Here is a 25,223-nt window from a genome sequence, read left to right on the forward strand (position 1 = left end):
TTTTCGCATATCGGGGCGAGCAAGAAATTCCTCCAGTGGCTGAGTTTTTCAACCGAGCAAACGAAGGGGCCGGGTGAATTTCTCAACCGATGAGGGTTGAGGCCGAGTTGAGAAGAACGGCAGTGGCAGTGCTGAGCAACTTACGACGCAAGCTGGCAGCCCAGCTGGCAACAGGGGGGTGTTCAACAATCGGGGCCATTGTTGAACGCGCGCTAGCGCAACTCTCGCGTTAGCGAGCAATGTGTGTTCAACAATGCACGCGAAATTGAACACTTACGTGCGATTCAACGTGCCAACCGGGGGCCGGTAAAGCGACGTAAGTCTGTCGGCCACATTTTCGGAGCAAGACGAACAGGCTCGACGTCCTCGTGCCTGGATTCGCGGCACTTCGCGCGGCGGGATGCGGCGCTAATCACCACCCGTGTGGCCCATGGTTTCGCCGAGCTTCTGGGTCCTGCCAGCGGCTTTTTCACTTTCCACAACATTCCATTCGTGAAAATTCTGGCTCACTTCAGCGGGATCTGCACGTTGAACGTGCCGTCGCGGTTCTTGTTGTCGCTGGCGGCGCCGAAGAGGACGATGGGCGTCTCGCCGTCGAACAGCATCGCCGGCCGCTCGATTGTGCTGAAACTCGTCGTGCCATCAGCCCATTGGTAGCGGGCGCCCAGGACCTTCGGGTGGCTTGCCGGCTTCCAGTTCAACCCATCCTCCGACTGGAACAGCGCGATGCCGCCGGAGGCGCTGGTGAACTTGCCCACCACGTCCCGCGCCACTGCGTAGTACCGGTTGCCATACTGTTTGCTGAACCAGAGGTATGGATCCTCGGCCAGCATCCAGTGCTTGCCGGCGTCGCCATCGTCCGATTCGAAGATGCGCCCGGGTTTCTTCATATATGGGCCGGCGGGTTTGTCGGCCATCGCAGCGCCGTAGCGAACCTTGCCGCCGCCGATCTTCCCTTCGACGTACTCGACAGCCTTATAGACCAGCAGCACCCCGCCATCGGCGTGCTCGCAGCCGGCGGGGTTGGTAACGCAGAGTGAATCGAACGCGGTCTTGTCGTCGCTAATGGTCACGATCGGCTGGTCAAACCGCTGCCATGGACCGTTGGAGGAATCGGCGATGGCGACGCCGATGCGCTGGTGATTGCGGTGCGTCCAGTTCAATCCTTTGCCCAACACGCCGTCGCCATAATTGCCCACATAGAATAGGCAATACTTGCCCCCGATCCGCGCGATGTTCGGGTTGTGCGTGCAGGATCCGTCCCAGAATTTGACACCGCGGGCCGCCAGCGCCACGTCATGATGTTTCCACGGACCCAGCGGCGAATCGCCCACGCCGTGAGCGATCTCGGAATTTGTCACCCATGCCTGGTGCCCCAGCTTCCGCGGCCAGCGCGAATAGAACACGTGATACTTGCCGTCATCTCCCTTGATCGGCGCCCCGCACCAGATGTTGTAATCCGGATCGGAGAGCTTGGCCGTCACCGGCGCGGGATTCACCATCGCGCCCAGATCAAGCTCGCCGGCGCCGGCACCGGAAACGGCAAGCAGTAACACGAGACTACATAAGATCATTGGGAATGCGACCCGAGGTAGTCAAGGAACTGAATCTGGCGATTAACTTCATCGAACGGACAACAAAGCTACTTCTTGAACGCGGCATGCTCGGGATCTCCTGTCGCCAGCAGAAACGCGAGCAAGTCCAGAATTTGTTCCTTGTCCAGAGTATTCAGCTGACCGGTGGGCATGATCGACAGGGCTGATGGCAAGCGCGAATCGATCGACTCCTTGGCAATCTTGTGTTCCTTGGGCACCGGCGTTGTGGAATACAGCACAATCGTTTTCTGATCCTCGGAAACGACGTTGCCGGTCGCGATCGTGCCGTCATCGAGGGCCAGCGAAATTGTGCGGTACTTCTCTTCAATGTTGCGTGAAGGCTCCAGGATCTCGTGCAACACGGCTTTCGCATCCCCCTTGTACTTCTTGACGACGTCTTGAAGGTTGGGGCCAACCGTGCGTGTCGGCATCATGCCGTGATGACCATGATGATCGCCACCGGCGTGGCCAGCCGCGAGCGAGAAATCCTTATCGCCCAGTTTGTGGCACTGCACGCAGGCCAGTGAATTGAACAGCATCTTGCCCTGGGCATAGTTCCGCTGTTGCCCGACGCGTTTCAAGTCGGCTACCAAGTCGTCGATCTTCCACTCCGTGAGCTTCTTCACCGGTTGCGGATTTTTCGCCAGGAACTCCTGCAGATTGTTGGTGACGAACAGCGTTCCGCGCATGAGCTGGTGGTGTCCCGGAAACGAGCAGATATAAGGGTAGGCGCCTTCGGCCGTCGGCGCAGTAAATTCAATCGTCTCTTCCTGACCATAGTCCACCAACTTGATCGACCACAGAATGTCGTTGCTCTTGGGAACAAATCCCACTTCAAATCCACCAGCTCCCAGGGCGATCGCCTGCAACCCGACTTCATCGGCTTTGCCGGGATTCACGAGCATGATGTTGTGGGGCATGAAATCGGCATTGCCAAATGTGAGCCGGACTTTCTTGCCGGGCTTCACGGTCAGTTCCTTGACGTCGTACATCATCCGCTCGGGAATCGTGCCGATGCGGATGGTCGTAAGCTCGGGGGTATCGCTGAGGATCCCGGACTTCTTCGCGACAGCTTCCAGGGAATCGGCGATCACGCCGCCGTGGATGGTCTTGTCCACGTTCTCCCAGAAGTGCTTCACCGTACCAGCCGCGATCCGCGCGTGAGGCACTGGCGACTGCAGCAGAACCTGGTTGAGGAGCCCCTGGTTCTTGACGTTGTGCTGCTGATGCAACCAGAGCGCTTCCAGCAGATGATGCGCATGTTCGGCCTTTGTCGGGTCGAATTGCCTGGTCCACTTCTTGGCGGCGGCGATCACTTCTTTAGTGTCCCGGCCGCTCAACTCGACGCGAGTCCGGTGGCGGATGCCGTCGACCGGAGACTTCAAGTTTTCCAGCAGAGTGGGTATTGGCTGACCATGAATCGCCACTGGCTGCTGCAAGGGGCGATCCTTGGCGGTCATTCGGTAGATGCGGCCGTGCGCGTGATCGCGATTGGGGTCGCGAATGTTGTGCTGCATGTGGCCGATGATCATGTTGTGCCAGTCGCTGACGTACAGCGAACCATCGGGGGCAAAGATTGCATCCGAGGGGCGGAAGTTCTTGTCGGCACTCATCAGCAGGCCGCGCGACTTTTCTTCCGTCTTGCTGCCATCGGGATTCGTGCGGACGGCGATCAACTCGTCACCGGCCGGTTCACCCCAAACGTTGCCAGTTTCCGGATTGCGCTCGAGGTGATAGTGCTTGATCCCCAGGAAACCAATGACGTTGCAGATCAGAAAATCTCCCTGCATGGATTCGGGAAAATGCGCACTGCTGACGACTTCGCTGGCCGTCACCGGCCGGACTTCCTTTTTGAGCAGCTCTTGCATCTTGAAGCCGTTCTTATCGGGGCGGACCTGAAAGGCCCGGCCGCCCGTGCCGTCGGTGGCGTAGTGATAGCCCCAATTGTCGAACGCAATGCCGTGCGGGTTCGGCGAATTGCCGGCATGCAGCGCAATGGTGAACCGGCGCGGATCGAAACGATACATCGCGCTGGCAGATGACTGCAACGATGGCCCCCAGGGATGCTCGTGGTTGTGCACCATGAAGACGCCGCTTTGCCAATAGATGCCGCCGTCCGGTCCATAGATTAGGTTGTTGGCGCCGTGGTGCGTGTCTGACGAATCGACGCCCTGTAGCATCACGATGCGGACATCGGCCACATCGTCGCCGTCGGTGTCTTTGAGAAACAAAATCTCTGGGGCGCTCGTGACGATTACGCCGCCGTTCCAGAACTCGAAGCCCAGCGGGTTTTGAACCTTCGCAAACTCCGTCACGCGATCCGCGCGACCGTCGCTATTATCATCGTGCATGATGATGAGCGCATCGGTCATGGGCTTGAGCGGCTCCCAGTTGGGATAGGTTGGCCACACCGCAACCCACAGCCGGCCCTTGGTGTCGAACTGCATTTGCACGGGATTTGCTAGTTGGGGGAACATCGCCTCGTCGGCGAACAGACGCACCTCAAAGCCCTTGGCGATGCCCATGTACTTGATGGCTTCTTCGCCGCTGATATAGCTCAGTGTCCCTTCCTTCACGGCGCTCGAGCTTTTGCTCTTGCCACCGACATTGGAAATAACTTCGACGGGTTGCGGAACATTGCTGTCGTCGACGGGCACATCCTTGCCGCTGGCAACAGCCCACACTCGCACGTCGCGATTCGCAGCCATCACGTCGAGCATCGACAGTTCGTGCTGCAGCACCGCAGCGTTCGTTTGATCATTGGTAAAGGCCAACTTGGAGCGGCCACCCCAGATGTCGTTGCCGTCCCGCGCGCGGTAGCGATTGTTCCAAATCAGATCCTTGTCCAATACAGCCTGCCTCAGCGGCTGCAGCGAGGCCGAAGCGTTCTCCGCTTTACCGAGTAAGGCCTGCGAGATGACTTCCGCCAGACGGCGATTCCCTTCGTCCGACAGATGCACGCCGTTGATCGTGAGCGGCAGGCTCGCGTCCGCGAACAATTTTTGCGTCGGATGAAACAGATCGACGTAGCCAACCCCAGCTTCCTTGGCGGCGGCTTCCGTCGCCTGCGCATAGGCTTCTAGTTGAGCGTTGTGAATTTTGCCATTCGGTACATTTGCATTACGCGTATCTTCGTGCGCGATAGGGCTGAACAGTACGATGCGCGGCAGGCTCTTGCCATTGGGTTTTGCGCCGCGCGTTCGCTTGACGAATTCCAGTAGCTGGGCTTTGTACTCTTCAGGCTTCCCGTCGTACGATTCGTTGTAACCGAAGAAAGCGAGCACGACGTCGGCTTTCACGTGCCGCAGATAGTCGGTCATGGAGGTCGCGCCGCTGCTCCGCGGATACGAATTCGGCCGATCGCCGCTCGCGCTCAGGTTGCGAAACCTGACTTGCTTCTCTGGCAAAGCGCTCTGCAGCAAAGTCTCCACCCAGCCATCGTGCTGCATGCGGTCCGCCAGGCCGTTACCCAAAATGGCGACGACATCACCTTGTTGAAACTGAAACGGTGTCGGGTCGCGATAGTCGGCCGGCACTTCCGCCAGCGAAGCTTCCGGCTTCGAGCCTTGGTCGCCACCAGCGGCCAATTGCACTTTTCCGCCGATTGGTTGGCCCGGCTTGCCATCATAGGAGAGGTACTGCAACTTGCTGTCCTTCTTGACGTCAATATCGAGCCCCTGCGGCGCTGCGACACCTTTCAGGGAAAAGACTACTTTGCGATCCGCGTCGAGCAGCGTGAGCGTGAAGCCTGCGAGGCGGCTCTCAAACCCACTCCGATTCCACACGCTGACCTTGTCGATGTCTTTCAGTTCCCCCAGATCAAGCTCCCACCAAGGATTCTTCTCACCCGAATTCGAAGTGTGCGTCTGCCCGTTCTTCTCCCAGTTGGGATGCTTGTTGCCGTCGATGGCCCGCGAAGCCCCCGCTCCCCCATTCGTGCTCGACTGAGTCGCTTTGCCGCCAGCAGCGATATTGCGGCCGGCGCTGAACACTTCTACTTCAGCCAGCGTCAAAATGCGTTTGTCGCCTGGCAATTCAATGCGGACGAAACGAGCTGGCTTGCCTGTGACGATTGCCGCAGCGGGTTGGGCCGAAACTGCACTCGCTTCCACTTTGGCAGTTGGAAGAGCTTTCGCTCCGGTTTTCTCGGGTGCATTTTTCTTGGCATTCGGAACAGTTGGGTTCTTTGTGTTGTTGTTTGCGGGAATTGGAGTTTCGAAACCCGCGTAAGCTTCTGGTTTGATGCCGCGGGCATAGGCTCCGCCGCCAAACGTGTTCGGCTTGAATGGCCCCACAAAGTCGATCTTCGCATCAGGTTTAATGGCGTCTTCCAACCCCAGCGCCCAGAAGCAGCCGTTGACCAATAGCCGACGATAGCCGTCGTTGAGCAAGTCTTCCGAAGTGCCGTATAGCGACGTGAAAACGCGGGCGGTTTTTCCCGCTGACGACTTGTAACTTCGAGTCCACTCCGAAGGCATCGGCGGCTTAGTCTCGTCGGCGGGCGACCCGGGAGTCATTCCGTTAAGCGGCTGAGCCATGGTCAAGATCTCGCCATCCACCGGATTGCCCACATACCCACCGGCTTGCACCCAAACATCCTTGACGCCGCGCAGGATGGGATGGGCCTGCTTGTCGGCAACGAGCGTGATGCGAGTGCTTTGCTGATGGTTCCTGCCGTAGTGTCCGATCCACGTTTGACCGAGCACCTGGTGGCCGAAGCCGCGATCGTATTCGGGCCCCTTGTAACTGGACGAGTACTTCGCGAACGGATCCTGTCCTTTGATCTGAAAGGCATGCGTCGCGGTGCGCAACCCGATGACAGGCCCGCCGCGGTTCAGATAGTCGTCCAAGTGCTTCATCTGCTCCGGCGGAAAATGCTGAAACCGCAGGAAGACAACCGCCAGGTCGGCGGTGTCCAGGGCTTCCATCCCCGGCATGTTCGAATTGCCGGCAACGATCTCGCCGGTTTCCTTGTCGATGTTGAACAGGACAGTGCATTTGAAGCCGTGATGTTTGGCAAGAATCCGCGCTAGCGCCGGCAACGACTCCTCGGAGCGATATTCATGGTCGCCGGCCAGGAAGACGATGTGCTTCCCCTTGCCCAGACCTGCAGTCCCTTCGAACACCAGCGTGTCCGCGGCCGCGAAACTGCTCGGAGCGAGGAGAATTGCAAATACGCATGCTAACGCCTTTGCAAAAGCTGCGTGGCCGGCAATGAATTTGCGAAAACTGTTCATCATTTGTTCATCTCTGGAGAGGAAGATCGCCGCCTGCTGGCGTTCACTAGCGTTGCGCGTGATTTGCTTGCGGTGCGGCATGCAGTTTATAGGAGGGAAGTTTGCTCGAACTATCATAGTTGCTGGATTCCCCTCCAGGTACAGCCGAGGAAGTTACTGCTGAAAGTCCAGAATGATGACTTGCTGCGGTTGCACATTCAGCGTTACGGACTCGCCAAACTTCCATTCCCTTTTCAATTCTTTCGCACTCTCGCCATGGATGACCGACAGTTGAAACGGGCCGCTATTCGGTAGCAGGCCAAAGCGACGATCAAGCGTGAACGAGTATGGCTTTACCGTTTTACTTGGGTTGTGGATCGAAACATATCCCTGCGTTTGGGTCCAACCGGTGTAGCCATACACCTTGCCGTCGATGTCCGGTTGAAATCGCTTCAGGCTGAGTTGCCCTTCGTCGACCGTGGTCGCTCCGATCGGACTGTCGCCATGCATTCGCGCACGCTTGAAGGCCGGCGCGGTTCGATGTACCCACTTGAGGCCGTCGGCCACAACGTCGAAATCCTGGGCATCGAGCGAGTTCACGACGAAGTACAGTTCGACGGTCAGTGTGCCACGCGAAAGGGCCAGGAAGAGATAATCCTTGAACGCTTCGGGACTGGCGTCATCGAAACGATTTCCATCCTTCGCAGGTTCATGATTGAAGAAGCTATTCAGCGGCACTTGATTGCCATCGCGTCGCGTCAATTGGTAATACAAGCCATCGCGGTAACACATTTGCAACGTGCGGTCGCCAGGGGCCCCGTCATTGCAGTTCACCAGGCTCAAGACATCGAGGTGCATCAGCCACCAAGGGCTGATCGTCGCGCCGTTGTGGCACAGGATGCGAACCTGCGGGTTTTTCGCGTGCATCTTGTCAAAGATGGCAGCCAAACGCTGCGTCGCAACGGTGATGTAATAGCGTTTCATTTCGTCGAACTTGGCATCGTCGATCCGGGGATCATTCGCCGACATGCCATCCGACGGTAGCAGCGAAGTGGTGACCGGCGTGCCGCGATGTGGGATGGTTTCGAACAACCGGCTTTGCATATCTCCGAAGATGCCATCCAGCTTGAAGTAGACCGAACCCATGTCCACCATCTCTAGCAGTCGCTTTTCGAGTAGCGACAGATACTTCGGTCCCGCCATCGACATCGCCTTCTTGGCGCGCCCGCTCTTGGGGTGCTTCTCGCCGACGAGTACTTCGAAGCCGCTTTGTTCCAAAACCTCAAGATTCGCGGTCGCTCCAAAGAGACATGCTGGACTTGCCCACAATCCCAGGTGCGAACCTTTGGCTTCAATGGCCGCACGCGCCGACCTCAGATCGGCGTCGAAGTTCGCTTCGTTGACCGGAAAGATACCTTTGCTCCAATCCGCCAAAGGGGACCGCGGCGGCCGCGAGTTTTGCCAGCCGTCGTCGATCACATAGACGTCCAGCGGACGGCAGCCTCGCTTTTCCACAAGCTCTTGATGCAGCGTGTCCAGCGACTGCTGCAGTTTCTGCTGCGTGATTCCACCACCAAAGTCGAACCAGGAGTTGTACTGCACGCTTAACTTTGCCGGTGAAGCACGAATCTCGTCAATGTAGTCCAGAAAGGCGTCTTGGACAAACTCGGGATCGTCGCAAACACCAAAGACCGCGCGATGCGTCGTAAACCTCCGCCCCGGCTGCAACGTCACTCCGTCTTGAACGCCGCAGCGCAGGGTCTCACCTTCCAGACGATTCCAAGCTGCGGGAAATTCGACGCCCCAGAATGTCGCCGTCCCGTTCGTATAGAGTGGCTGACCCAGCGCCGGCAGAAAGCGGCCATAGGCCCGCATCAAGTCTTTCGCCTTGTAAGGGGCGAATGCTTCGGCAATGACCAGTGACTCAATGTCGACCAATTCCAGAGTTCTTTCCTCGTCCGAGACGATCTCCAGGTGCTTGTGGCCATACCGCTTCCCAGGTCGTAGCGTGTAATACACCTCAACGCGCACGCCGTAAGTGGTGTTGCGCAATTCGATGCGAATTCGCTCCGCCGTTGCTTCGCTGGAAGTAACTTCAAAATCTGCCGCGGTCAGCATGACGTCGGGCTGTTTGGAGTTCACATCAGCCGAGAGCCGCAGGCGAAATTCCTCCGCGCCGGTGGGTTTCAATTCCTTGCTGTCCAGCTTGTTGACGAGGCACGCAGTTCTTAGCCGTCCGTTCTCAACGACGACGGTTCTGGCCAGAAACTGATTTTCCAGCCGCAATTCTGCCGCAGATGAACTTGTGATTGCGCCGGCCAGACAAATGGCCAAGACCACGATGAATCGTTGAGGAAAGGGCTCACTTACTAGCATTGTTTTCACGCTGGCCTTCGGCAGTTTTCAGCAAGGGCTTCGAGGATCTGGTATCATTTGTTGCAGTTTATCGCTGTATTGTTAAACCTGCTCGCACGTAAACGACCGACGATTAGCACAATCCTTGCATCTCTGCAGGTTCAGCTATGACCCTTGTTTCGCCGGCCTTAGATCAGATTCGCCTGGATGTGTCGACGCGCCAGCTCTTCGAACTGCTTCCCGACGTCTCCTTTTTCATCAAGGACAAAGCCGGACGTCTAATCCATTGCAACGAAGTCCACCGCCGCGGGATCTTTCGCTATGGAAACGCCGATGATCTCTACGGCAAAGCGAACCACGATTTCTTCCCGAACGCGCTCGCCAATTCCTTTGCGGAAGATGATCAACGCGTGATTCGAGATGGCGAATCGATTGTGGAACAGTGCGAGCTGAACATCACTTCCGCAGGTTCACTAAGTTGGTTCTGCACCACCAAGGTGCCTGCCCGTGATTGCCACGGCAAGATCGTTGGGCTCGTAGGTATCAGTCGCCGCCTAGAGGCCGCTGACCATCGCATCGGAGATTTTGAACTGCTATCTGCAGCCCTCGACCACATTCAGAAGAACTTCTCGCAGCAAATCCGTGTTCAGACGCTCGCCGCAGCGTGCCAGCTTACCGAGGCAACATTTCGACGTGAATTCGAGAAGCTCTTTCGGATGACGCCATTGCAGTTCATTCTCCGCCTACGACTCCATGAGGCGTGCCTGAGACTATCGGCCAACTCCGATTCGATCGGCGACATTGCGTATCAGTGTGGCTTCGACGATCAGAACTATTTCGCCCGGTTTTTTAAGCGGACGATGAACATGACCCCTTCGGAATTTCGCGCGAGGCAAAATCCTCGGCAAGACAGCACTCGGCCTGAGAACCGATCCGAAAAGTGATTAATCTGCAAATCACGGTTTTCGCTGACAATTCGTGATTTCGTAGCGACGGCGTGCGAACATGTCGACGATCGGGCGGAAGGCGTCTGCCAGCGATTTGACGGACGAGAAATGGGAGTTGATTGAAGTCCTCATATTCCTCCGCCGCTACCAGGCGGGCGGCTGCAAGCCACCAACCTGCGCGAGGTGATTCGTATATTGCGCGGGCTGGTTGTCAGTGGGATATGCTACCGCGGTAAGAACGTGTCTTAACGTCGCAGGGGCAACCCTTTGAATTCGCAGACCGGAAACGGACCGCGGCAGTTGTTCGAACAAGTCCTATTTGACAAGCCATGCGTCAAATGGGGCACATCTGCAAGACTTCAACGCGTTTCTCGTGGCGACCTCAATTGGCATTGGGAGCTACCAGAACTGTGACAGGCCGAGACAACTCAAGCGATCCATCCGTCAGAGCGACTCGCACGCTCAGGCAGTGAATTCCCAGCGCAAGCGGGCCGATTTCAAACACTGCTTTGCGGTCCTGCAACTCACCATCCACAAGCCAGTTTCCGCCATCGTAAAGACTGATCGTTCCATTGGGAATCGCGGCTTCGGCCTCGACTTTGATTGCCAACCTCTCTTGAGGATTGAATACGGGCAGGGGGCGCTTGTCCCCTTGTGGCAATGGTGAGGTGATTCTCAGCAAGGACTTGTCGACAACGAACGCTTGCCAGGCATGTGCCGACTGCGGACCAGGAAGCCAACAGGCCTTGTTCTTCTCTCCCGAATACTTCGCCGCTGGACCGATGATTGCAGTGGATCCTTTCCAAGTCGATGGGGCCCCATACCAGGCGAGGCTGGGATCGCATGAGCGGAGTTGTACTGGGCCGGTGAGTGGTGAGGCGTCGGCGGGAAGCCTTTGGCGAATCACCTCATCGAAAAACGGCCAAAGCAAATTGTTCGACTGCCCCCATTCGTGTCTGCGGCCCCACTGCACAGCAATTGCCCAACTTGCATCGAACTCTGCTCGGCGTCGTGGAAGCAGTGCCTCGTGCTGTTCCATTTGTTTGCCGTCACGTTCCCCAAAGATACTCATCATCGGTATGCGAGCGGTGCGATCTGTCTCTGGCCCCACTTCGAGACAAGCCAACCCACAAGCTATGAATCGGTCAGGCAGTTGCTCCGCCAGGGTGACGCACATGCCGACGCCCGCTGACATGCTCGCCGCAATCAGCGGTGCATGAGCAACTTCGGGGTGCTTGCTCTGGAGAGCGAGATCTTTGAGCCCCGCCAACAGCACCGGACCAAACTCTGCTTTCTCGACTCGCATGAAGTTGCTGCCGACGAGTGCGAACTTCCAATGTCGGCACATCGCCCGAGACTGCTCTTGCTCGACGCCCGTAATGTTGAAGGGCATCAGATAAATACCACGAATGCATGCTTCTTCTTCCGGCAGCCAGAGCGAGAAGACGACATGGTTTAGGCCGCCATCGATCCGATCAGCTGACTTCTTCGGTTTTGCCAGAGGGACGGCGGTTTGGTAGATCGTTTCGCCTGGTTTGCCCAAAGAAGAAAACGGCGGAGGATCCACAGCCGCAGCCAGAGACGGCAGCAGTAACAACAAAAGCCAGCAGGAAACCAGGCGCAACACAGACTCACCTCACAAAACAGAGAGCTTAAGCCAGCAGTTCAGAGATAACGCCAGTTTGATCCAGATCGCGTAATCCTGGATCGGGCACTCCGAACTTGTCGCGCGGTTTTCCCACCGCATGTAATAGGGTGCAAAACAGATTGGCGGTGGTCCGATGACGCTTAGTTCCGTAATTGGGAAACTGCAGATATCTCCCCTCGGTTTTGAGTTTGCCACCCAGATTGCCAATGAGCACAAGCGGCCACTCATACAAACTGGGATGATGTCCCTCGCCAGAATCACTGAGATAGACGATTAATGTGTTGTCGAGCATCGTGCCCGTCCCTTCAGGAACGCTTTGCAATCTCGAAGCCAGTCCGGCGATCAACTTCGTGTGGAATTTGCGGAGTTCGACAAAGCAGTCTTCGGACGATGCTCGTCCATAGGCGCCGCCATGCCCGATGCCATGCAGGTCGGGAATGCCGAACTCGGGAAACTTGCCAAATTGCTGGCCACCACCACCACTCGCCAGAGTAACGACATTGGTAAGCCCCGCAACGAGCGCTGCAGCCGCCGTTTCGAACTGCGCTTCAAGAATTAAGCTGGAGACGCTTGTTGTCGCCCTTTCACCAAGATTGGGCGCGTTCTTCTTTAGCTCTTCGGACATAGCAACGAGCTCTCGTTGCCGACTGTGCAACGTTTCAAAAGCTTCCAGATACCGATCGAATTTTTGCCGTTCGTCACCTCCAAGTTCCGCCCGCGAACGGCGCACGTCATCGGCCATGAAATCCAGCAAGTTGGTGCGCCGGTCGAACGCAGCCTTGCCTGAACCCTCAGCTACGCTGCCAAAGAGAGACTGAAACGCCAGTTCCGGCGAACATATGATGGGAATTTCTTTGCCCGTTCCGGCCGCCGAAATGCGGTAGTTCATTGGACCATCGCCCCCGTTTAGTCCCAGGGCAACGTGCGAAAATGTGCCGGGCAACGCTTCGCTGACCGCGGAGTCGATGGTCTGCTGCATCGCGCCGCGGTTGGCGGCATACGCCCCAAGGGCCCCGTGATTTGCCGAGTGGTCGCTGAGTGCAATCCGCCCCGACAATCCCTGAACGAAAGCCATGCGGTCGCGAAATGGGGTGAGTGGCTGCAATGCTGGATGAAGTTCTTGATTCTTGAGGCTGAGTTCTTCGAGTAGGTCGTTCGTAGGACGTTCGTTCCGCCCATCTGGCCGGCGTTTAATACCCACAGGCACCAGATGGCTTGGGTTCATACCGTTGCTTTGCACAACGAAGACAATTCGTTTGCGATTCGTCTGTTTTTCATCGCCGGCCGCTTGCGCTGCAATCTGTGCCAAGATTGGCGACAACAACGTGGTACCGGTCCCGAGTGCGATCCCTTTCAACAGACTGCGACGGGTCAATTCGGTGTTCACTCTTGGACTCCTGAAGTTGTCGACTGCACGGCCTTGGGGATTGGTTCAGTACTGTGAGGCAGATCGGAGCGGAATAAAAAAGAATCGGACGTCAGTAGCGAAACTAGGAGAGCTTTGAAGCTCCCGCCGCTTTCTCGGTAAGCGCGGTCAGCCTCTTGCAGTGTGAACGCATCATCGAGAGTTTCGTTGCGTCCGAGGAAGTAGCGGAACACGTGACGCACAAACACCTGACGCACACGGTCGGAATCCGCTAGTCGGCGAAGCATTTCGCGCGGATCACCGACTTCTCCATCGAGCCGCTGATCGCCGCTGTTCGCGATCGCTCCCGATGTATCGAGAGGCACTTCACGATTTACTGGTCCCAGTGGTTTTCCCTTCTTATCGACATTCTTCTCCGTGGCCTCCAAGTCACGCACTGTCTCGGTCGTGCGGTAGCGGCCGTAATGATCGAAGTTCTCAAACGGCAAGCCCAATTCGTCCATCTGCTGATGACACTTCCAGCACTTGGCTTCTCGTGTCACCTTGAGGCGTTCCCGAAAAGTGAATTGCGGATCATCAGGAACCTGAGCCACAACGCCAATCGGCAGATCAGGCACAGTTCCGCCAAGCAGTCGTTCGCGGAGCCAACGCCCACGCCGAACCGGATCATTATCAAAATTCGTACTCCAGGCGATCAGCCAGCTCGGTTGCATGAGGATGCCGATCCGCTGATCTTCTGGCAGCAGTGTGGGTTGTTCCTTAGGCCACTCGGCAAATCCATACACGGTATCCACGCCTCCCAGCCATTCCGGCTTATTTTTCGGATTTTTGTCAGGCGGAGGGACTACGTCGAACGGGACTCCGACCAAGGGACGGTCCTGTTTTGACTTGTCAACTTTGGTGTTGTAATTGACGAACGAAAGTTGCGTGGTGAGCAACTCGCGCAAGACCTCGCGGTCTTGCTCCAGAATATGGAGCACCAGGCGATCCGTATCGCTGACCAAGATGTGAGGTACATGCTTGATTTTGTCGCGAGGTTTATCTTTGAAGACATCTGGCGCGCGGTGATATTCGAAATACTCTCGAAAGAATCGGAGCAATCCGGGCTTTTTGATTTTGGGGTCATCCAGAATACGCCGCACATGTGTGGCCGCTTCCTCCTTGGTAAGCAGTTGCCCCTTTTCAACAGCCTGCATCATGCCCCCTTCGCGCCGATCGCCTAACGCGAGGCTCACTGCCCGCGCCAATTCCAAGGGCGAGAGCATTCGCCGACTCGAACCATCTGCTCCCGCTGCTCCTCGCTCCAGGCGATACATCGCGTCAGCGCGGACGAGCACAGCTGCGAGCATGGTTTTCACCGCAGCGGGTCGATCGCCAGCGGTAGCGCACTTTTCATATAGCGCGAGGAAACGCTCGATCTCCTGCGCGTCTGCCTTGCGCCCAATCGCCAGGCGAAACTGAGTTTGCACGGCCGACTCCAGTTGGCTGCGAGCCGGCTCCCGTGTGGGATCCATCAGCTTCACGAACTCTCCGATGGTGTCGTTCTTGCCTTGTAACTTGCCTTCTTTGATCTCATGCGCCGTTTGTCCCGCAACAATTAAGTCAGCATTTCGCAGCAAGACCTCGGTGCTGGGTTCATCAATAGCGTATAACTCCGCAAAGTCCTTAATGCCACGCTCGGGAATCACCGTGAACGGCTGCACAATGCCATCGGTGCGGCCACGATGCACTTCGGTCACAAAGCCTTTGTAGCCGTCCGGGCTTAGCCTCCAGACGCGCGCCGGCGATGACGCCAGTGCAATCGCTGGCTTGCTAAAGAGCAGGTCATGGGGAATCAAATTCCCTTCGTTCGGCAACGAATATTTCTGCCGGCTGGTCTGCTGAGACAACCATTCCAGGATGGTCTGCCGCTTTTTGTCTTCGATGGGGGGCTCTTTTTCGGGAGGCATTAGCCCATCGCGAAGCTGATCTCGTACCAAGATCCAACGCGAACGATCCTCAGCAATATTCGTGCGTAAGTCATCGAGGCGGATATCCCCTTCTTGCTTACTTGGGCCGTGGCACTTCACGCAGTGCGACTGGATGACTTCCTTGGTGAGCACCCACTCTGCGTCTGCTGCAGCCACGATTGCGTTTGGCGTCAGTGCAGACAGAACCAGCACCGCGATGTGACGAAAACAATTCAAGTTCGCTGACTTGGGATGGTTCATAGAGAGTACTTACTGGGCGCTGGAAATCGTGCGGATGAAATATTCCTGCCAGGCGGTGATGTGGCCCACCATCCGCTCCCGCGCCAGTCTTCCATCCTTCGCTTCCAGCGCTTCAAGAATGCTCAGATGCTCGTGCATGGCTTGCTGAAGTGAATCAGGCTCGGTTGCAGCTCGATTAAGTCCCTTATGCAGCAAACGGTAGCGACCGATGTCTTGAGCGAGGCGGCGGTTGCCGCTTGCCTGGGCAATTGTGGTGTGAAACAGGTCGTCGAATTGGGCCCATTGCGAAGTCCAACTCTTGAGCTTGGCCTTGCCCTGCAACGATCTAGCCGCTGCTTGAAGTGGTGCCATCTGCCGGGCATCGAGACGTCCAGCGGCCAACTCCGCAGCCGGACCTTCGAGAAACTTGCGCAATTCAAATATCTCAAAGACGTCGTCGATCGTAATACCAGCAACCCGCGCGCGGCAATTTCGCTCGCGCTGCACAAGTCCGTCCTTGGCGAGTTGACGCAACGCGTCATGCACAGGCATTCGGCTCACACCGAATTCGCGCGCCACCCCTAACTCGCTGAGCACGGTACCCGGGGAGTACTGCCCAGCCAGAATTCCCTGCAGCAACCGGTGATAAACAGCTTCCGACAAAGGCTCTTCGTCGGTGAGTTCATCCGCCCGGACAGTTTCTGTCTGAGCCTTGGGTTTGTGTCTAACTTTTGTCGCCACGGAACACCAGCTAAATGAATCGACTTTCCAGGAACTGCATGCAGTTCACAAAAGCCTACTTCGAGTCTTGGGCCTTTGTCAACTATTCCGCAAGGAGGAACCGAAGAACTGCAAGTTCATGCGCAGTGGAGGATTGCTAGCCCGCGGGCCAGGCTCATCTGTAAAATGCCAAGGCCAAGATAAGAAAGACAAGACCTCGCGCTATCAGCCGGGCAAGGGCCATCGGCCGGATATCAAGCGGTAGTCAATTTCGCAGAAGCCTTTAAACCCCCGCCGCGGGGCAGGGGTGAGAGTAAGCTTGCGCGTGCTGATTTACTTACGGCCGATCGTTGAACGATTCACGTAGGATCTTTTCGTAAGCCTGGGTGGCGGTTTGGTAGGCAGCCTCGGCCGCGGGGAGTTCGCTGGCGCGAATCTTGGGAGCTTTTTGCTTCCAGCACTGGGCGACGGAATCGATGCACCACTGGGCACTTCGCTGGCTCGCGCGGATAGGCTGCTTGTCGACTTCGACGAAGATGGGATTGGTGTGGCAACTGGGGAAGATTCGCAGGGCGATCCAGCTGGAACGTTCGGGAACATAGTCGAACTGGATATCGGTCACGTTGCCGTCGGCGACCATTTCCTTGGTCTCGACAACGTGGCCATTGACGATCAGTTCGACGGGGACCTTGTTCGAACTGCCAATGCGAGCCCGTTCGATATGCCAATAGGGTTTTTGCACGAGCGGCAAGCGGCGGATGTCCTCGCGGGGAGTCTCTTCGAGGAGACCACTTGCGCGGCAGGTGACTTTTAACTTCTCACCTTTGGCGGCAGCCAGAAAACTCTTCCGACCCTTGTCGCCAGGTTCGCCCACACCGAGCTTGTTGATTTTGAAGTCGAGTAAGTGACTGAGTCCATCGCAGCAGTAAGAGCGGCCATCGCGGAGGCCATCAACCCAGCGATCGAAATCGATCTGGCCTTGAATGGCTGCCACGTTTTCACCGTCGGGCTTGGCGACCGCCGCGGCGATTTTCCCCAACGCTTCCTTCACCGGCGGTTGTTGGTCCATCTTTACGTAGATGCGACCGAGACCGACGCGATCGCCATAGATGCAGGGAAAATCAGTCTCGCCGCTGATGCGGCAGGTGTAGCCGCAGTTGAGTGTGTGGTACCAAACGTTCAGTTCCCACACGATGGGCGTATCGACGGCAGAGATAAAGTCGCAGACGTCGTGAACCACATCGACGACGTACTCATTCGCGCCGATGCTGTCGTACGGCGGCAAGTTGTAATTGGGAAGTTGATCTCCGGGGACCATCAGCCCCCAGCCGCTGTGCGAGAAACCGACGACGCCACCTTGTTCTTTACCCCACTTCAGCACGGGCAAGTCCCAACTGGGCCATTCGTCGATTGTCTTGGTGCCGGGATAGTCGTCTTCCTTAAGCCGCAGCAGGCAGAGATGCCCGGCATGCGAACTGGGAAAACCGCTGACCTCGACGTCATAGCGCATCAAATAGTCTTTGGTCGATAGCTTGTTGATGGTCCCTTCGAAATATTGCTTCTGGTAGTACCAGCACGGGCCCCACGAAAGGACACACCCGACGTTCAAGTCTTCGCCCAAGATGTGCCGCATCATATCGGCGGGGGTGACCCCTTCGATCGGTGCTTCGTAGTGCTTGCAACCGGCCGCGTGAACGTGATGGTCGCCGGAGATCCAGCCGAGGTCAGCGACTTTGATCCAACGCTTGAGGCGGAACGATTCACGATGTTCGGCCGCGACCGGAACCTGAATGGTCCGTTTGAGGATTCGATACTCTGGGCCGCGGGTATAGAGCGCTTCGTAGGTGCCGGCGGGAAGCAAGACTTCTTCGCCATGATGGCGATAGACTTGATCGTGAAAGTAGAAGTCGGGAGCGAGGCGGCGTGCACGGGCCGGATAGATGCGCCCTTCGGGATCGCGAAAGACGAACTGACCTGTCGTGGGCTGGCCATCGTCGTCGATCACGTCGAGTCGCACGCGGACGGCGGGCTCGCAATTGAAGACAATCGCCAGTTCGTTGCGAAAACCAAGGTCTTGTGTTCCCTGGCCAATATCAAACAGGAGTTTCGCTTCGCGCTTCCCCTTGTCTCGGCTGTACACCTGGACGATGCGATACTCCAGTTCAAGTCCCGTCAGTTCCTTGGTCAATGGCTGCGAGTCATAAGCAACGAGGTCCATCCAGCGGTCGGGAACATCCGTGAGTTTGATAGTCGGGGCCGGTTTAGGACTAGCGGTCGACGTCTTCAGCATGGGTGCCGCGTTCGGGCTCGTCATGCGTAGGGCCGCGGTTACTCCCGCTTCGTTGTGGACCTTGATGAGATAAACTCGCCAACCTTGCTCGTTGAGATCGGCTTTGGCAGCGCCGCGAGTCACGCTAACGCGGCTCTCGGGATTGATGTTCACTCCAGCCAAGGCGCGGGCATCGAAGACCTTTTGAATTGCTTCGAGCGCGTCGGCAGCATCGGTCGTTTCGAGGGCAGCGTCGAGCTTTGCCAGTTCGTCCTTGGTCAGCGGTTCGCCCAGGAATTTTAAGGCATCGACGAGGCGTTTCGCCTGAGATTTCACAGGCTGAACTTCAACCGCCCGGACGATTTCCAATTCGGCACTTCGAAGTGGATTACTCGCCAGGAAAAGGAGCGCCAACGTTGCCAAGAGCGAACGTACGTACGCCCGCGAACCTGCTGCACCACGAAGAATTGCCCGCATCGCTGGCTCCCTCTGACGAATGTCTCAATCGCCCCATTGAACTCGGTGCCATTTCACGCGAACCTATCTTGGAGCACGCGAGTCGTTCCGGGCAAGTGTTTTCGCGTTTTTCCTGAGCCGGAAGTATTCTGTCTTTACTTCTGCATTCTGCCTTTTCACCTCTGCATTCCCCCATGATTCTGCTGATCGATAACTACGACTCCTTCACCTACAACCTCGTGCAGCGGTTGGGGGAAATTGATGCATCGCTCGATATTCAAGTCCATCGCAACGACCAGATCACCTGCGACGAGATCGAGAAGTTGAAGCCGACACACTTGATTGTTTCGCCAGGTCCCTGCACGCCGACCGAGGCCGGTATTTCGGTCGAGTGCATTCAGCGGTTTATGGGAAAATTGCCGCTGCTCGGCGTATGCCTGGGGCATCAATCGATTGGGCAGGCGACCGGCGGCCTGATTGTGCGGGCTAAACGGCTGATGCACGGCAAGACCGATCAGATTTATCACGATGGGGTGGGTCTGTTCGAAGGGCTGCCAAACCCGGTAACGGCGACCCGTTATCACAGCCTGGTGATTCGTCCCGATACGCTGAATCCTGATTTCATTGTTTCTGCCTGGGCCGATGCTCCCGATGGTTCGCGGGAGATCATGGCCATTCGGCATAAAACGATGCCACTGGTCGGTGTGCAGTTTCATCCCGAGAGCTTCTTGACCGAATACGGCCACCAGATGCTGCGGCAATTCCTGACGATGCAGGTCAAGCGATGATCAGTGTCGAACAGGCCTTGGAACTGGTGCTGCAACATGCGGGCAAGCTGCAGCGCTGCCGGCAGGTGAATATCGAGGCAGCCTTGGGCTGCATCCTGGCCGAAGATGTGGTGAGTGATGTTGATTCGCCACCGCACGATAAGTCGATCGTCGATGGCTATGCAATTCATGAAGGGGATTTGAGCGGCGAGAACCAGTTGCAGATCATCGAGCACATTGTCGCCGGTCTCGTGCCGTCTCGTTCGTTAGAAAAAGGCCTTGCCACTCAGATTATGACCGGCGCGCCCATTCCCACTGGCACTGCTGCAGTGGTAATGGTGGAAAAGACGAGCACTCAAAACAAGGGAGATCTGGAGTTCTTGTCTCTCACCGAGCGGAGCATTCGTCCTGGGCAGAACATTGTGCGTCGCGGGCAGTCGATGAAGCTCGGCGACGTAGTGCTGCGGCAAGGAACGCTGCTGCGGGCGATTGAGATTGGGCTGCTCGCCGAAGTGGGGCGAGAAAGTGTGTGGACACTCATCGATCCAGCGGTTGCGATTCTTCCCACCGGCGACGAAATTGTTCCACATACGGAGAAGCCACCGCCGGGAAAGATTCGCAACAGCAACAGCAGTTTGCTGGCCAATCTGGTTATGCAAGCCGGTGGTCAGCCGGCAGAGAGCGACATCGTTCCCGATCATGCAGAAACACTACTCCAGGCGATTGAAGAGAATCTCGATTGCGATGCGATCTTGCTCTCGGGTGGCGTATCGGCTGGCGTACACGACTTGGTTCCAGCGGCCCTGGCCAAGGCTGGCGTAAAGCAGGTTTTTCATCACGTGAATTTGAAGCCAGGTAAGCCACTCTGGTTTGGCTTCTTCGATCGGGGCGACGATCGTCCCCCCTGTCTGGTATTCGGACTGCCGGGAAACCCGGTCAGCGGGCTGGTCTGCTTCGAGCTATTTGTGCGACCCGCCCTGCAGAAGATGCGGTGGATGAAGCCGCGTGGACTGCCTATTCAGCGGGCAACATTAACGGTGGAACATAAGCACCGGGGCGATCGCCCCTCCTATTGGCCCGCTGAATACGACTCCGATTCTGGGCAGATCTTGCCGTTGTCGTGGCAAGGGTCGGGCGACTTGAGGTCGCTGACGGGAGCCAATGCTCTGGCCTATTTTCCTGGCGGCGATCGGGTTTGGCCAGTCGACGAAGAGGTGACTGTCTACCTACTGCCTGCCAGTTCGTAACTCAAGTGGCAATTTCGTGCCATTCATGAAAGTCGACCGTTGACATCGGTCCGCCAGTACTTAACATAACGGGTGCTGGTTTTATCCCCCCTTGTGCGACCCTCCCCGCCTTGCACCCAACCAGCCTGCACTCTCGCCGATTGCTGCCCTCCGAAATTCTGCCCGCCAAACCCGCCGTGAAACTTCGCTTAATCAGCCAGGATCCCCTGGCATCGCCGCGTGAGATCGTGCTCGAACACTTCCCCGCTGATATCGGTCGGGGAGTGGATGTGTCGCTTCGCATCGACGACCGTTGGATCAGCCGGCGACACTGTCAGCTGAACATCGAAGGTGATGACCTGGTCGTCCGTGATCTTGGTTCGCGTCACGGCACCTACGTCAATGGTCAGGCAATCGAGCAGGTCTGCTTGCAGCCAGGCAACGAACTCTGCTTGGGGCTGAGTCACTTCGTCGTCGATCTGCTCCGCGAAGAATCGCTTGTCCCTGCCGGCCATGACTCCGGCGAACTCGACCTGCCCATACGGGGCAACGGCCGCCGCGTGATGGCAATGGCCTATTAGAGGTTTGGTCGTCTAATCGACCGTATCGGTCGGCCCCATGGGCAATGCCGGTTTCGCAGGTGCATTCGGATCGGGCTTAGGCGGAGGGGGCTGACCTTCGCAGGGAACTGTCATTCCCAGGCTCTCTCTCCAGGTGTAGTCGACCGTATAGGGTTCCCAGCCCGCGAGGACTCCCATTTCGTCGCACACACTCCGAGCAGCCACATAGGCATCGAAGCTGTCGTTCCACACGAGAAAGCGGATATAGAACTTGTCACCATGCTTGGTCTGTAAAGATTTGAGACCGCGGCGGAGATTGGAACTGGCGGCTGTTGCCTGCTTGGGGGATTCGCCTCCTGTCGGTTTCAACTCGAAGACGATGTACAGATTGAAATTGACCACGGCCAATTGGACGCGAAAGTTGGCGTCAAACACGCGGGCGTTCTTGTTGAAGGTCTGAACGAGCTTCTCGCAATCGATCTTTCCATCCTTGGTTTTCATCGCGGGCTGTCGCAACAGAAGCTCCACCTGCTTTTTGCAGCGGTCGCGAATCTCGGTGGGGAGGAAGGGGACAATCTGGCCATCGCGCACGATGATTCGGTATTGAGTCGCGCCAGCGGGAGCATCGCGAGGATTCGGCAAGCTGACAATCTTGGCCGGCGGCGCTGCAACGACTTCGGTCTTGTCGAGGAGAGCTTTCAAACGCGCAAGTTCTTCTTCGGTAGCCACCAATTTGGTGGCAAGCTCTTTGGACTTTTTCTCGTTCTCGTCGACCTTCGTTTCGGTCTCTTTGAGCTTTTCGGCGGGGACGATTTCCGCTGGCTTTTGCTTTTTCAAGGCTTCTATCTGGGCGAGGAGCACACCGAAGTTATCCGATGGTTCCGTGGTGGTAACAGTGGGCAGCTTGCTGGCCAACTGTTCGCGCAGCTTTCGCAGTTGTTCTGCCTGTTGCTGGGCCTTGGCGAGATCGGCGGCCGAAACGTTGAGCTGTGAGGGATCGAGATCCAGAATTCGCTGCACGGCACTTTGGACGTTCAGTGTGGTGAGCATGAGCACCATCACCAGCACCCCCACCACATTGGTGAGTGTGTCGAGAAGTGAATCGAGATTCATGCCGGCCTCGCCACCCTTGCGTCTTGCCATGATGCTTCACTTTCCTTGAAACAGGGTGAGGTCAAGCTTGCCTTGCGAACCGATGGCCAACTTGCCGTTGGTAACCGCCCGGTTGCGAGCGACACTGCGGGCAGAGTTATACGTTGCGACCCCGTCCGGACGAATTAAGAATACCACGGTCGACTTGGCATCGGCCTTGACCTTGTCGAGCAACTTGATGAATTCGGCGTGACCACCCATTTGCGCCTTGGGGATGCGCAGCGGTTGCGGGCGGTCGTGCAGAACAATGCTCGCTGCCGCACATTCGACAAACACCGGCTTCAAGTCGGAGCCCGTCCCGCTGGGTTGGATTTGCACCTGCGCCTCTGCTGGCGGGGCTTTGATCTTGGCCAGTTGCTCCTGAAGCTTGGCCAATTGTTCGAGCAATGGCTTCAAGCGCTCGTCCAGTTCTTTGTTTTCTTTTTGCAATTGTTCGAGGCGAATGATCTTGGCTGCCAGTTCGATCTGACGTTGACTCGCAGTCTCTTGGTTCGCTTTGGTGGTTGCCTGTAGTTCTACTAGTTCCTTTTTCGCTGCGGCAATATTCTCGGCGACAATCGTAGCTTCCTGCTGCGCTGATTGCAGCTGAGCAATTTTCGCTTGCAAAGCCTTGAGCGCTTCTTGATCCAACTTGGCCTGATCGCGGAGCGTCTTGTACTGCGTCGCGCGGGCTTTGGCTTCCTCCGCAGCTTGGGCGGCAGCGGCAGCATCGGCCTGGGCCTGGGGATTGTCCTTCCCAATTTGCCCAAGCGTGACGGCGGTAATCATCAGCACCAGAATTCCGATCACTGCAGCGAGAATGCTGAGGAACGGAAACAGGCTGACAGCGTCGTCGATATTTGCCTTTTTTGCCATGATCTAGATCAGAAGCGGAGCTGCGAACGAGTGACAACTTGGGGCGAACTCACCGTCGGCTAAACCACCCCTTCTTGGCTGGATGCTGCACCTGAATCACGACTTGCTTGCCGTTAAGTTGACTCAACGTGTCGTTCAAGTTGAGGACGGCCTGCTCCAGAAGTCCCATCTGCTCTTCCAGCATCTGTGTCGATTGTTGGACGACGGCCGTGACTTGCTGTTGACCGCTGGTCACTGCCGCTGTCTGTTGTTCGGCCGCACGGGTGGCCCAGTTTGCCTGATCTTGCTGGGCCTGGCTGAGGTTCTGCGTAACTGCTGCGATTTGCGTGGTCAGTTCACTCAGCGAGAGGACCGCCGTGTTGATCTCTCCCAAGCGTTCGGAATGCTGCAATTGCACCCCTTCCTGCATGTGAGTCCAACCCTGAGAAATCTCCGCCGTCAGTTCTTTACCGATTTCTCGCAGGCGCGCCGTCCACGCCCGCAGTTCTGCCTGATGCGGCACTAGCGCGGCATTGATTGCCTTTTGTAACGTCGCATCGCTCGATGTCACGGGCGCGCCGGCATCTTCATCGATCAGTCGCTTCAAGAGATTTTCGTTGCAGTAGTCTTCCACCCAGTTCAGCAAGTCTTCTTCGGCCTTCTGCAAGGAACTGGCTGGAAACTTGAGCAGCAGGCTCATGATCAACGCGACGAGCGTCGTATCGAACGCCACACCAAGACCACCCGTAATCGCACCGAGTGACTTCTTGATGCTCTCTACGTCGGAGGCTGCCTCTAAGCTGCCGGAGAGATTACCCACCGCATCGCCCAACCCTTGGACGGTACCAATGAAGCCCAGAATGGGAATTGCCCAGATGAACACATTCAGTAGCGAATAACTCGAGCTGACCGCGTTGTTATCGAGTTCCGCTTGCGACGAAAGCATTGTCGAAACTTCCGACGAACTCCCTCGTACGCTGTAGTGCTCTAAACCGCGCAACACGCGACGCGCCAAAAAACTGGCACCGGTATCAACCGGCAAGCTACGCACGTTCTCGCCAAAAGCGTGGACGTTCTGCCGCGAGATTTCTTTACCGATACTTTCGGGCAGCAAGTCGAAGAGCATCGACTCTCGCTGTCTGTAGAGCTTGCGCGACTTGAAGATCAAGATTGCGACGGCCCAGAACATCAGGAAAGCTTCGGCGACGGTGACCCAACCGCGATCGAAAAACAGATCGCGAAAATACATTTGCGGCAGCGGGGCCAGAATCGCGTAGAACGTCACCGTGAACAGCAGGCCAATGGCGGCCGTCCAAATCAGGCTGACATTCGTGCCGTCATCGTTGCTGGCGTGCGTTGTCTCTTTCGTCTTTGCCTTCGCTGTTTTCTTGCTCCCTGCGACAACAGGAGGCGTGGGTGCAGCCGCCGCCGGAGTGCCGAGGGAAGGGACAGCGGAAGTGGCTGCGACGCGAATTGGATTGGTAGTAGCTGGCGCAGGGCTGCCCCCCAAGGTGTTCAAATCGAGCGATGCCAGATCGAGAGGAGCCAGGGGATCTGGCTCGACGGGTGCAGGCTGCGGCACCTTTACCTGGTGCTTGCAGTACGGACAACGAGCGTTCCGTCCGGCAAGCTCTTCTTTCACGCGGAGGCTTTTGCTGCAGTGGGGACAAGCGAAGTTGAAATACATGGCACTCGTAGTGTCGGCCTGCGACTCGAAATGAAGAAAACTGCCAGCCGTCAAGCTCATGCAGGTCCCTTCAGTTTACCCAAGTAGGAGTGCGGCGTTTTGCTCATTTCGAGGGAAGGGAGTCGCGAATTCTCCGCAACTTTGCTGCCGACTCGGTCTCTACAAACCGTACGGCCGGTACGACCGACAAGCGAAACTCTGGCGATCGTGGCAATGCTCCGCTCGCCGTGCAGCAA

15 protein-coding genes are annotated in these 25,223 nt (G+C 57.0%); 4 read left to right on the forward strand and 11 right to left on the reverse strand.

What is annotated here, in order from left to right; translation table 11 throughout:
• Positions 1–506 precede the first annotated feature (506 nt).
• The 3 genes from ETAA8_RS17680 to ETAA8_RS17690 form a co-directional block, all read right to left on the reverse strand.
• Positions 507–1,556 carry a glycoside hydrolase family protein gene (locus ETAA8_RS17680; protein ID WP_145091101.1) on the reverse strand — a complete coding sequence of 350 codons (1,050 nt, stop codon included), beginning with the start codon at positions 1,554–1,556 and terminating at the stop codon, positions 507–509.
• Between the two features lie 86 nt (positions 1,557–1,642).
• Complete coding sequence (locus ETAA8_RS35720) at positions 1,643–6,835, reverse strand: PVC-type heme-binding CxxCH protein (protein WP_315851570.1); 5,193 nt, start codon at positions 6,833–6,835, stop codon at positions 1,643–1,645.
• A gap of 150 nt (positions 6,836–6,985) precedes the next feature.
• Complete coding sequence (locus ETAA8_RS17690; protein ID WP_145091104.1) at positions 6,986–9,196, reverse strand: alpha-galactosidase; 2,211 nt, start codon at positions 9,194–9,196, stop codon at positions 6,986–6,988.
• Between the two features lie 137 nt (positions 9,197–9,333).
• Here ETAA8_RS17690 and ETAA8_RS17695 point away from each other — a divergent pair, with 137 nt between their 5' ends.
• A complete protein-coding gene (locus ETAA8_RS17695; RefSeq protein WP_145091108.1) occupies positions 9,334–10,110 on the forward strand; it encodes an AraC family transcriptional regulator in 777 nt (258 codons plus the stop codon).
• A gap of 385 nt (positions 10,111–10,495) precedes the next feature.
• On the opposite strand, the gene ETAA8_RS17700 is transcribed toward ETAA8_RS17695, so the two are convergent.
• From ETAA8_RS17700 to ETAA8_RS17720, 5 genes are all read right to left on the reverse strand, one after another.
• The gene (locus tag ETAA8_RS17700; protein WP_145091111.1) at positions 10,496–11,740 is read right to left on the reverse strand and encodes a hypothetical protein; all 1,245 of its coding nucleotides are present in this window, start codon (positions 11,738–11,740) and stop codon (positions 10,496–10,498) included.
• 25 nt (positions 11,741–11,765) lie between these two features.
• Positions 11,766–13,148: a DUF1552 domain-containing protein gene (locus ETAA8_RS17705; protein ID WP_145091114.1), complete on the reverse strand. Its 1,383-nt coding sequence runs from the start codon at positions 13,146–13,148 to the stop codon at positions 11,766–11,768.
• Positions 13,145–15,337: a DUF1588 domain-containing protein gene (locus ETAA8_RS17710; protein ID WP_145091118.1), complete on the reverse strand. Its 2,193-nt coding sequence runs from the start codon at positions 15,335–15,337 to the stop codon at positions 13,145–13,147. Before ETAA8_RS17710 ends, ETAA8_RS17705 begins: the two co-directional genes overlap by 4 nt.
• A 9-nt stretch (positions 15,338–15,346) precedes the next feature.
• Positions 15,347–16,057: a GntR family transcriptional regulator gene (locus ETAA8_RS17715; RefSeq protein WP_145091121.1), complete on the reverse strand. Its 711-nt coding sequence runs from the start codon at positions 16,055–16,057 to the stop codon at positions 15,347–15,349.
• Between the two features lie 316 nt (positions 16,058–16,373).
• Complete coding sequence (locus ETAA8_RS17720) at positions 16,374–18,782, reverse strand: CehA/McbA family metallohydrolase (protein ID WP_145091125.1); 2,409 nt, start codon at positions 18,780–18,782, stop codon at positions 16,374–16,376.
• A 173-nt stretch (positions 18,783–18,955) separates the two neighbouring features.
• Between ETAA8_RS17720 and ETAA8_RS17725 the strand changes: the two genes are divergently transcribed.
• The 3 genes from ETAA8_RS17725 (at position 18,956) to ETAA8_RS17735 (ending at position 21,335) form a co-directional block, all read left to right on the forward strand.
• Entirely contained in the window at positions 18,956–19,549 is a 594-nt protein-coding gene (locus tag ETAA8_RS17725) for an anthranilate synthase component II (protein ID WP_145091128.1), read from the forward strand.
• Complete coding sequence (locus tag ETAA8_RS17730) at positions 19,546–20,775, forward strand: molybdopterin molybdotransferase MoeA (RefSeq protein ID WP_145091131.1); 1,230 nt, start codon at positions 19,546–19,548, stop codon at positions 20,773–20,775. Before ETAA8_RS17725 ends, ETAA8_RS17730 begins: the two co-directional genes overlap by 4 nt.
• A gap of 176 nt (positions 20,776–20,951) precedes the next feature.
• Positions 20,952–21,335, forward strand: a complete 384-nt coding sequence (locus ETAA8_RS17735) for an FHA domain-containing protein (RefSeq protein ID WP_202921052.1) — start codon at positions 20,952–20,954, stop codon at positions 21,333–21,335.
• Positions 21,336–21,347: 12 nt separating this feature from the next.
• Here the strand turns inward: ETAA8_RS17735 and ETAA8_RS17740 are convergent, their stop codons facing one another.
• From ETAA8_RS17740 to ETAA8_RS17750, 3 genes are read right to left on the reverse strand one after another with little or no spacing between them, the layout of a single operon-like run.
• Positions 21,348–22,457, reverse strand: coding sequence for a type IV pilus assembly protein FimV (locus tag ETAA8_RS17740; protein ID WP_145091137.1), 1,110 nt, complete (start codon positions 22,455–22,457; stop codon positions 21,348–21,350).
• Between the two features lie 6 nt (positions 22,458–22,463).
• Positions 22,464–23,321, reverse strand: a complete 858-nt coding sequence (locus ETAA8_RS17745) for a hypothetical protein (protein WP_145091140.1) — start codon at positions 23,319–23,321, stop codon at positions 22,464–22,466.
• A gap of 49 nt (positions 23,322–23,370) precedes the next feature.
• Complete coding sequence (locus tag ETAA8_RS17750) at positions 23,371–25,047, reverse strand: MotA/TolQ/ExbB proton channel family protein (RefSeq protein WP_145091143.1); 1,677 nt, start codon at positions 25,045–25,047, stop codon at positions 23,371–23,373.
• Positions 25,048–25,223 lie beyond the last annotated feature (176 nt).

It is taken from the genome of Anatilimnocola aggregata (assembly GCF_007747655.1).
GTDB classification, from domain to species: Bacteria; Planctomycetota; Planctomycetia; order Pirellulales; family Pirellulaceae; genus Anatilimnocola; species Anatilimnocola aggregata.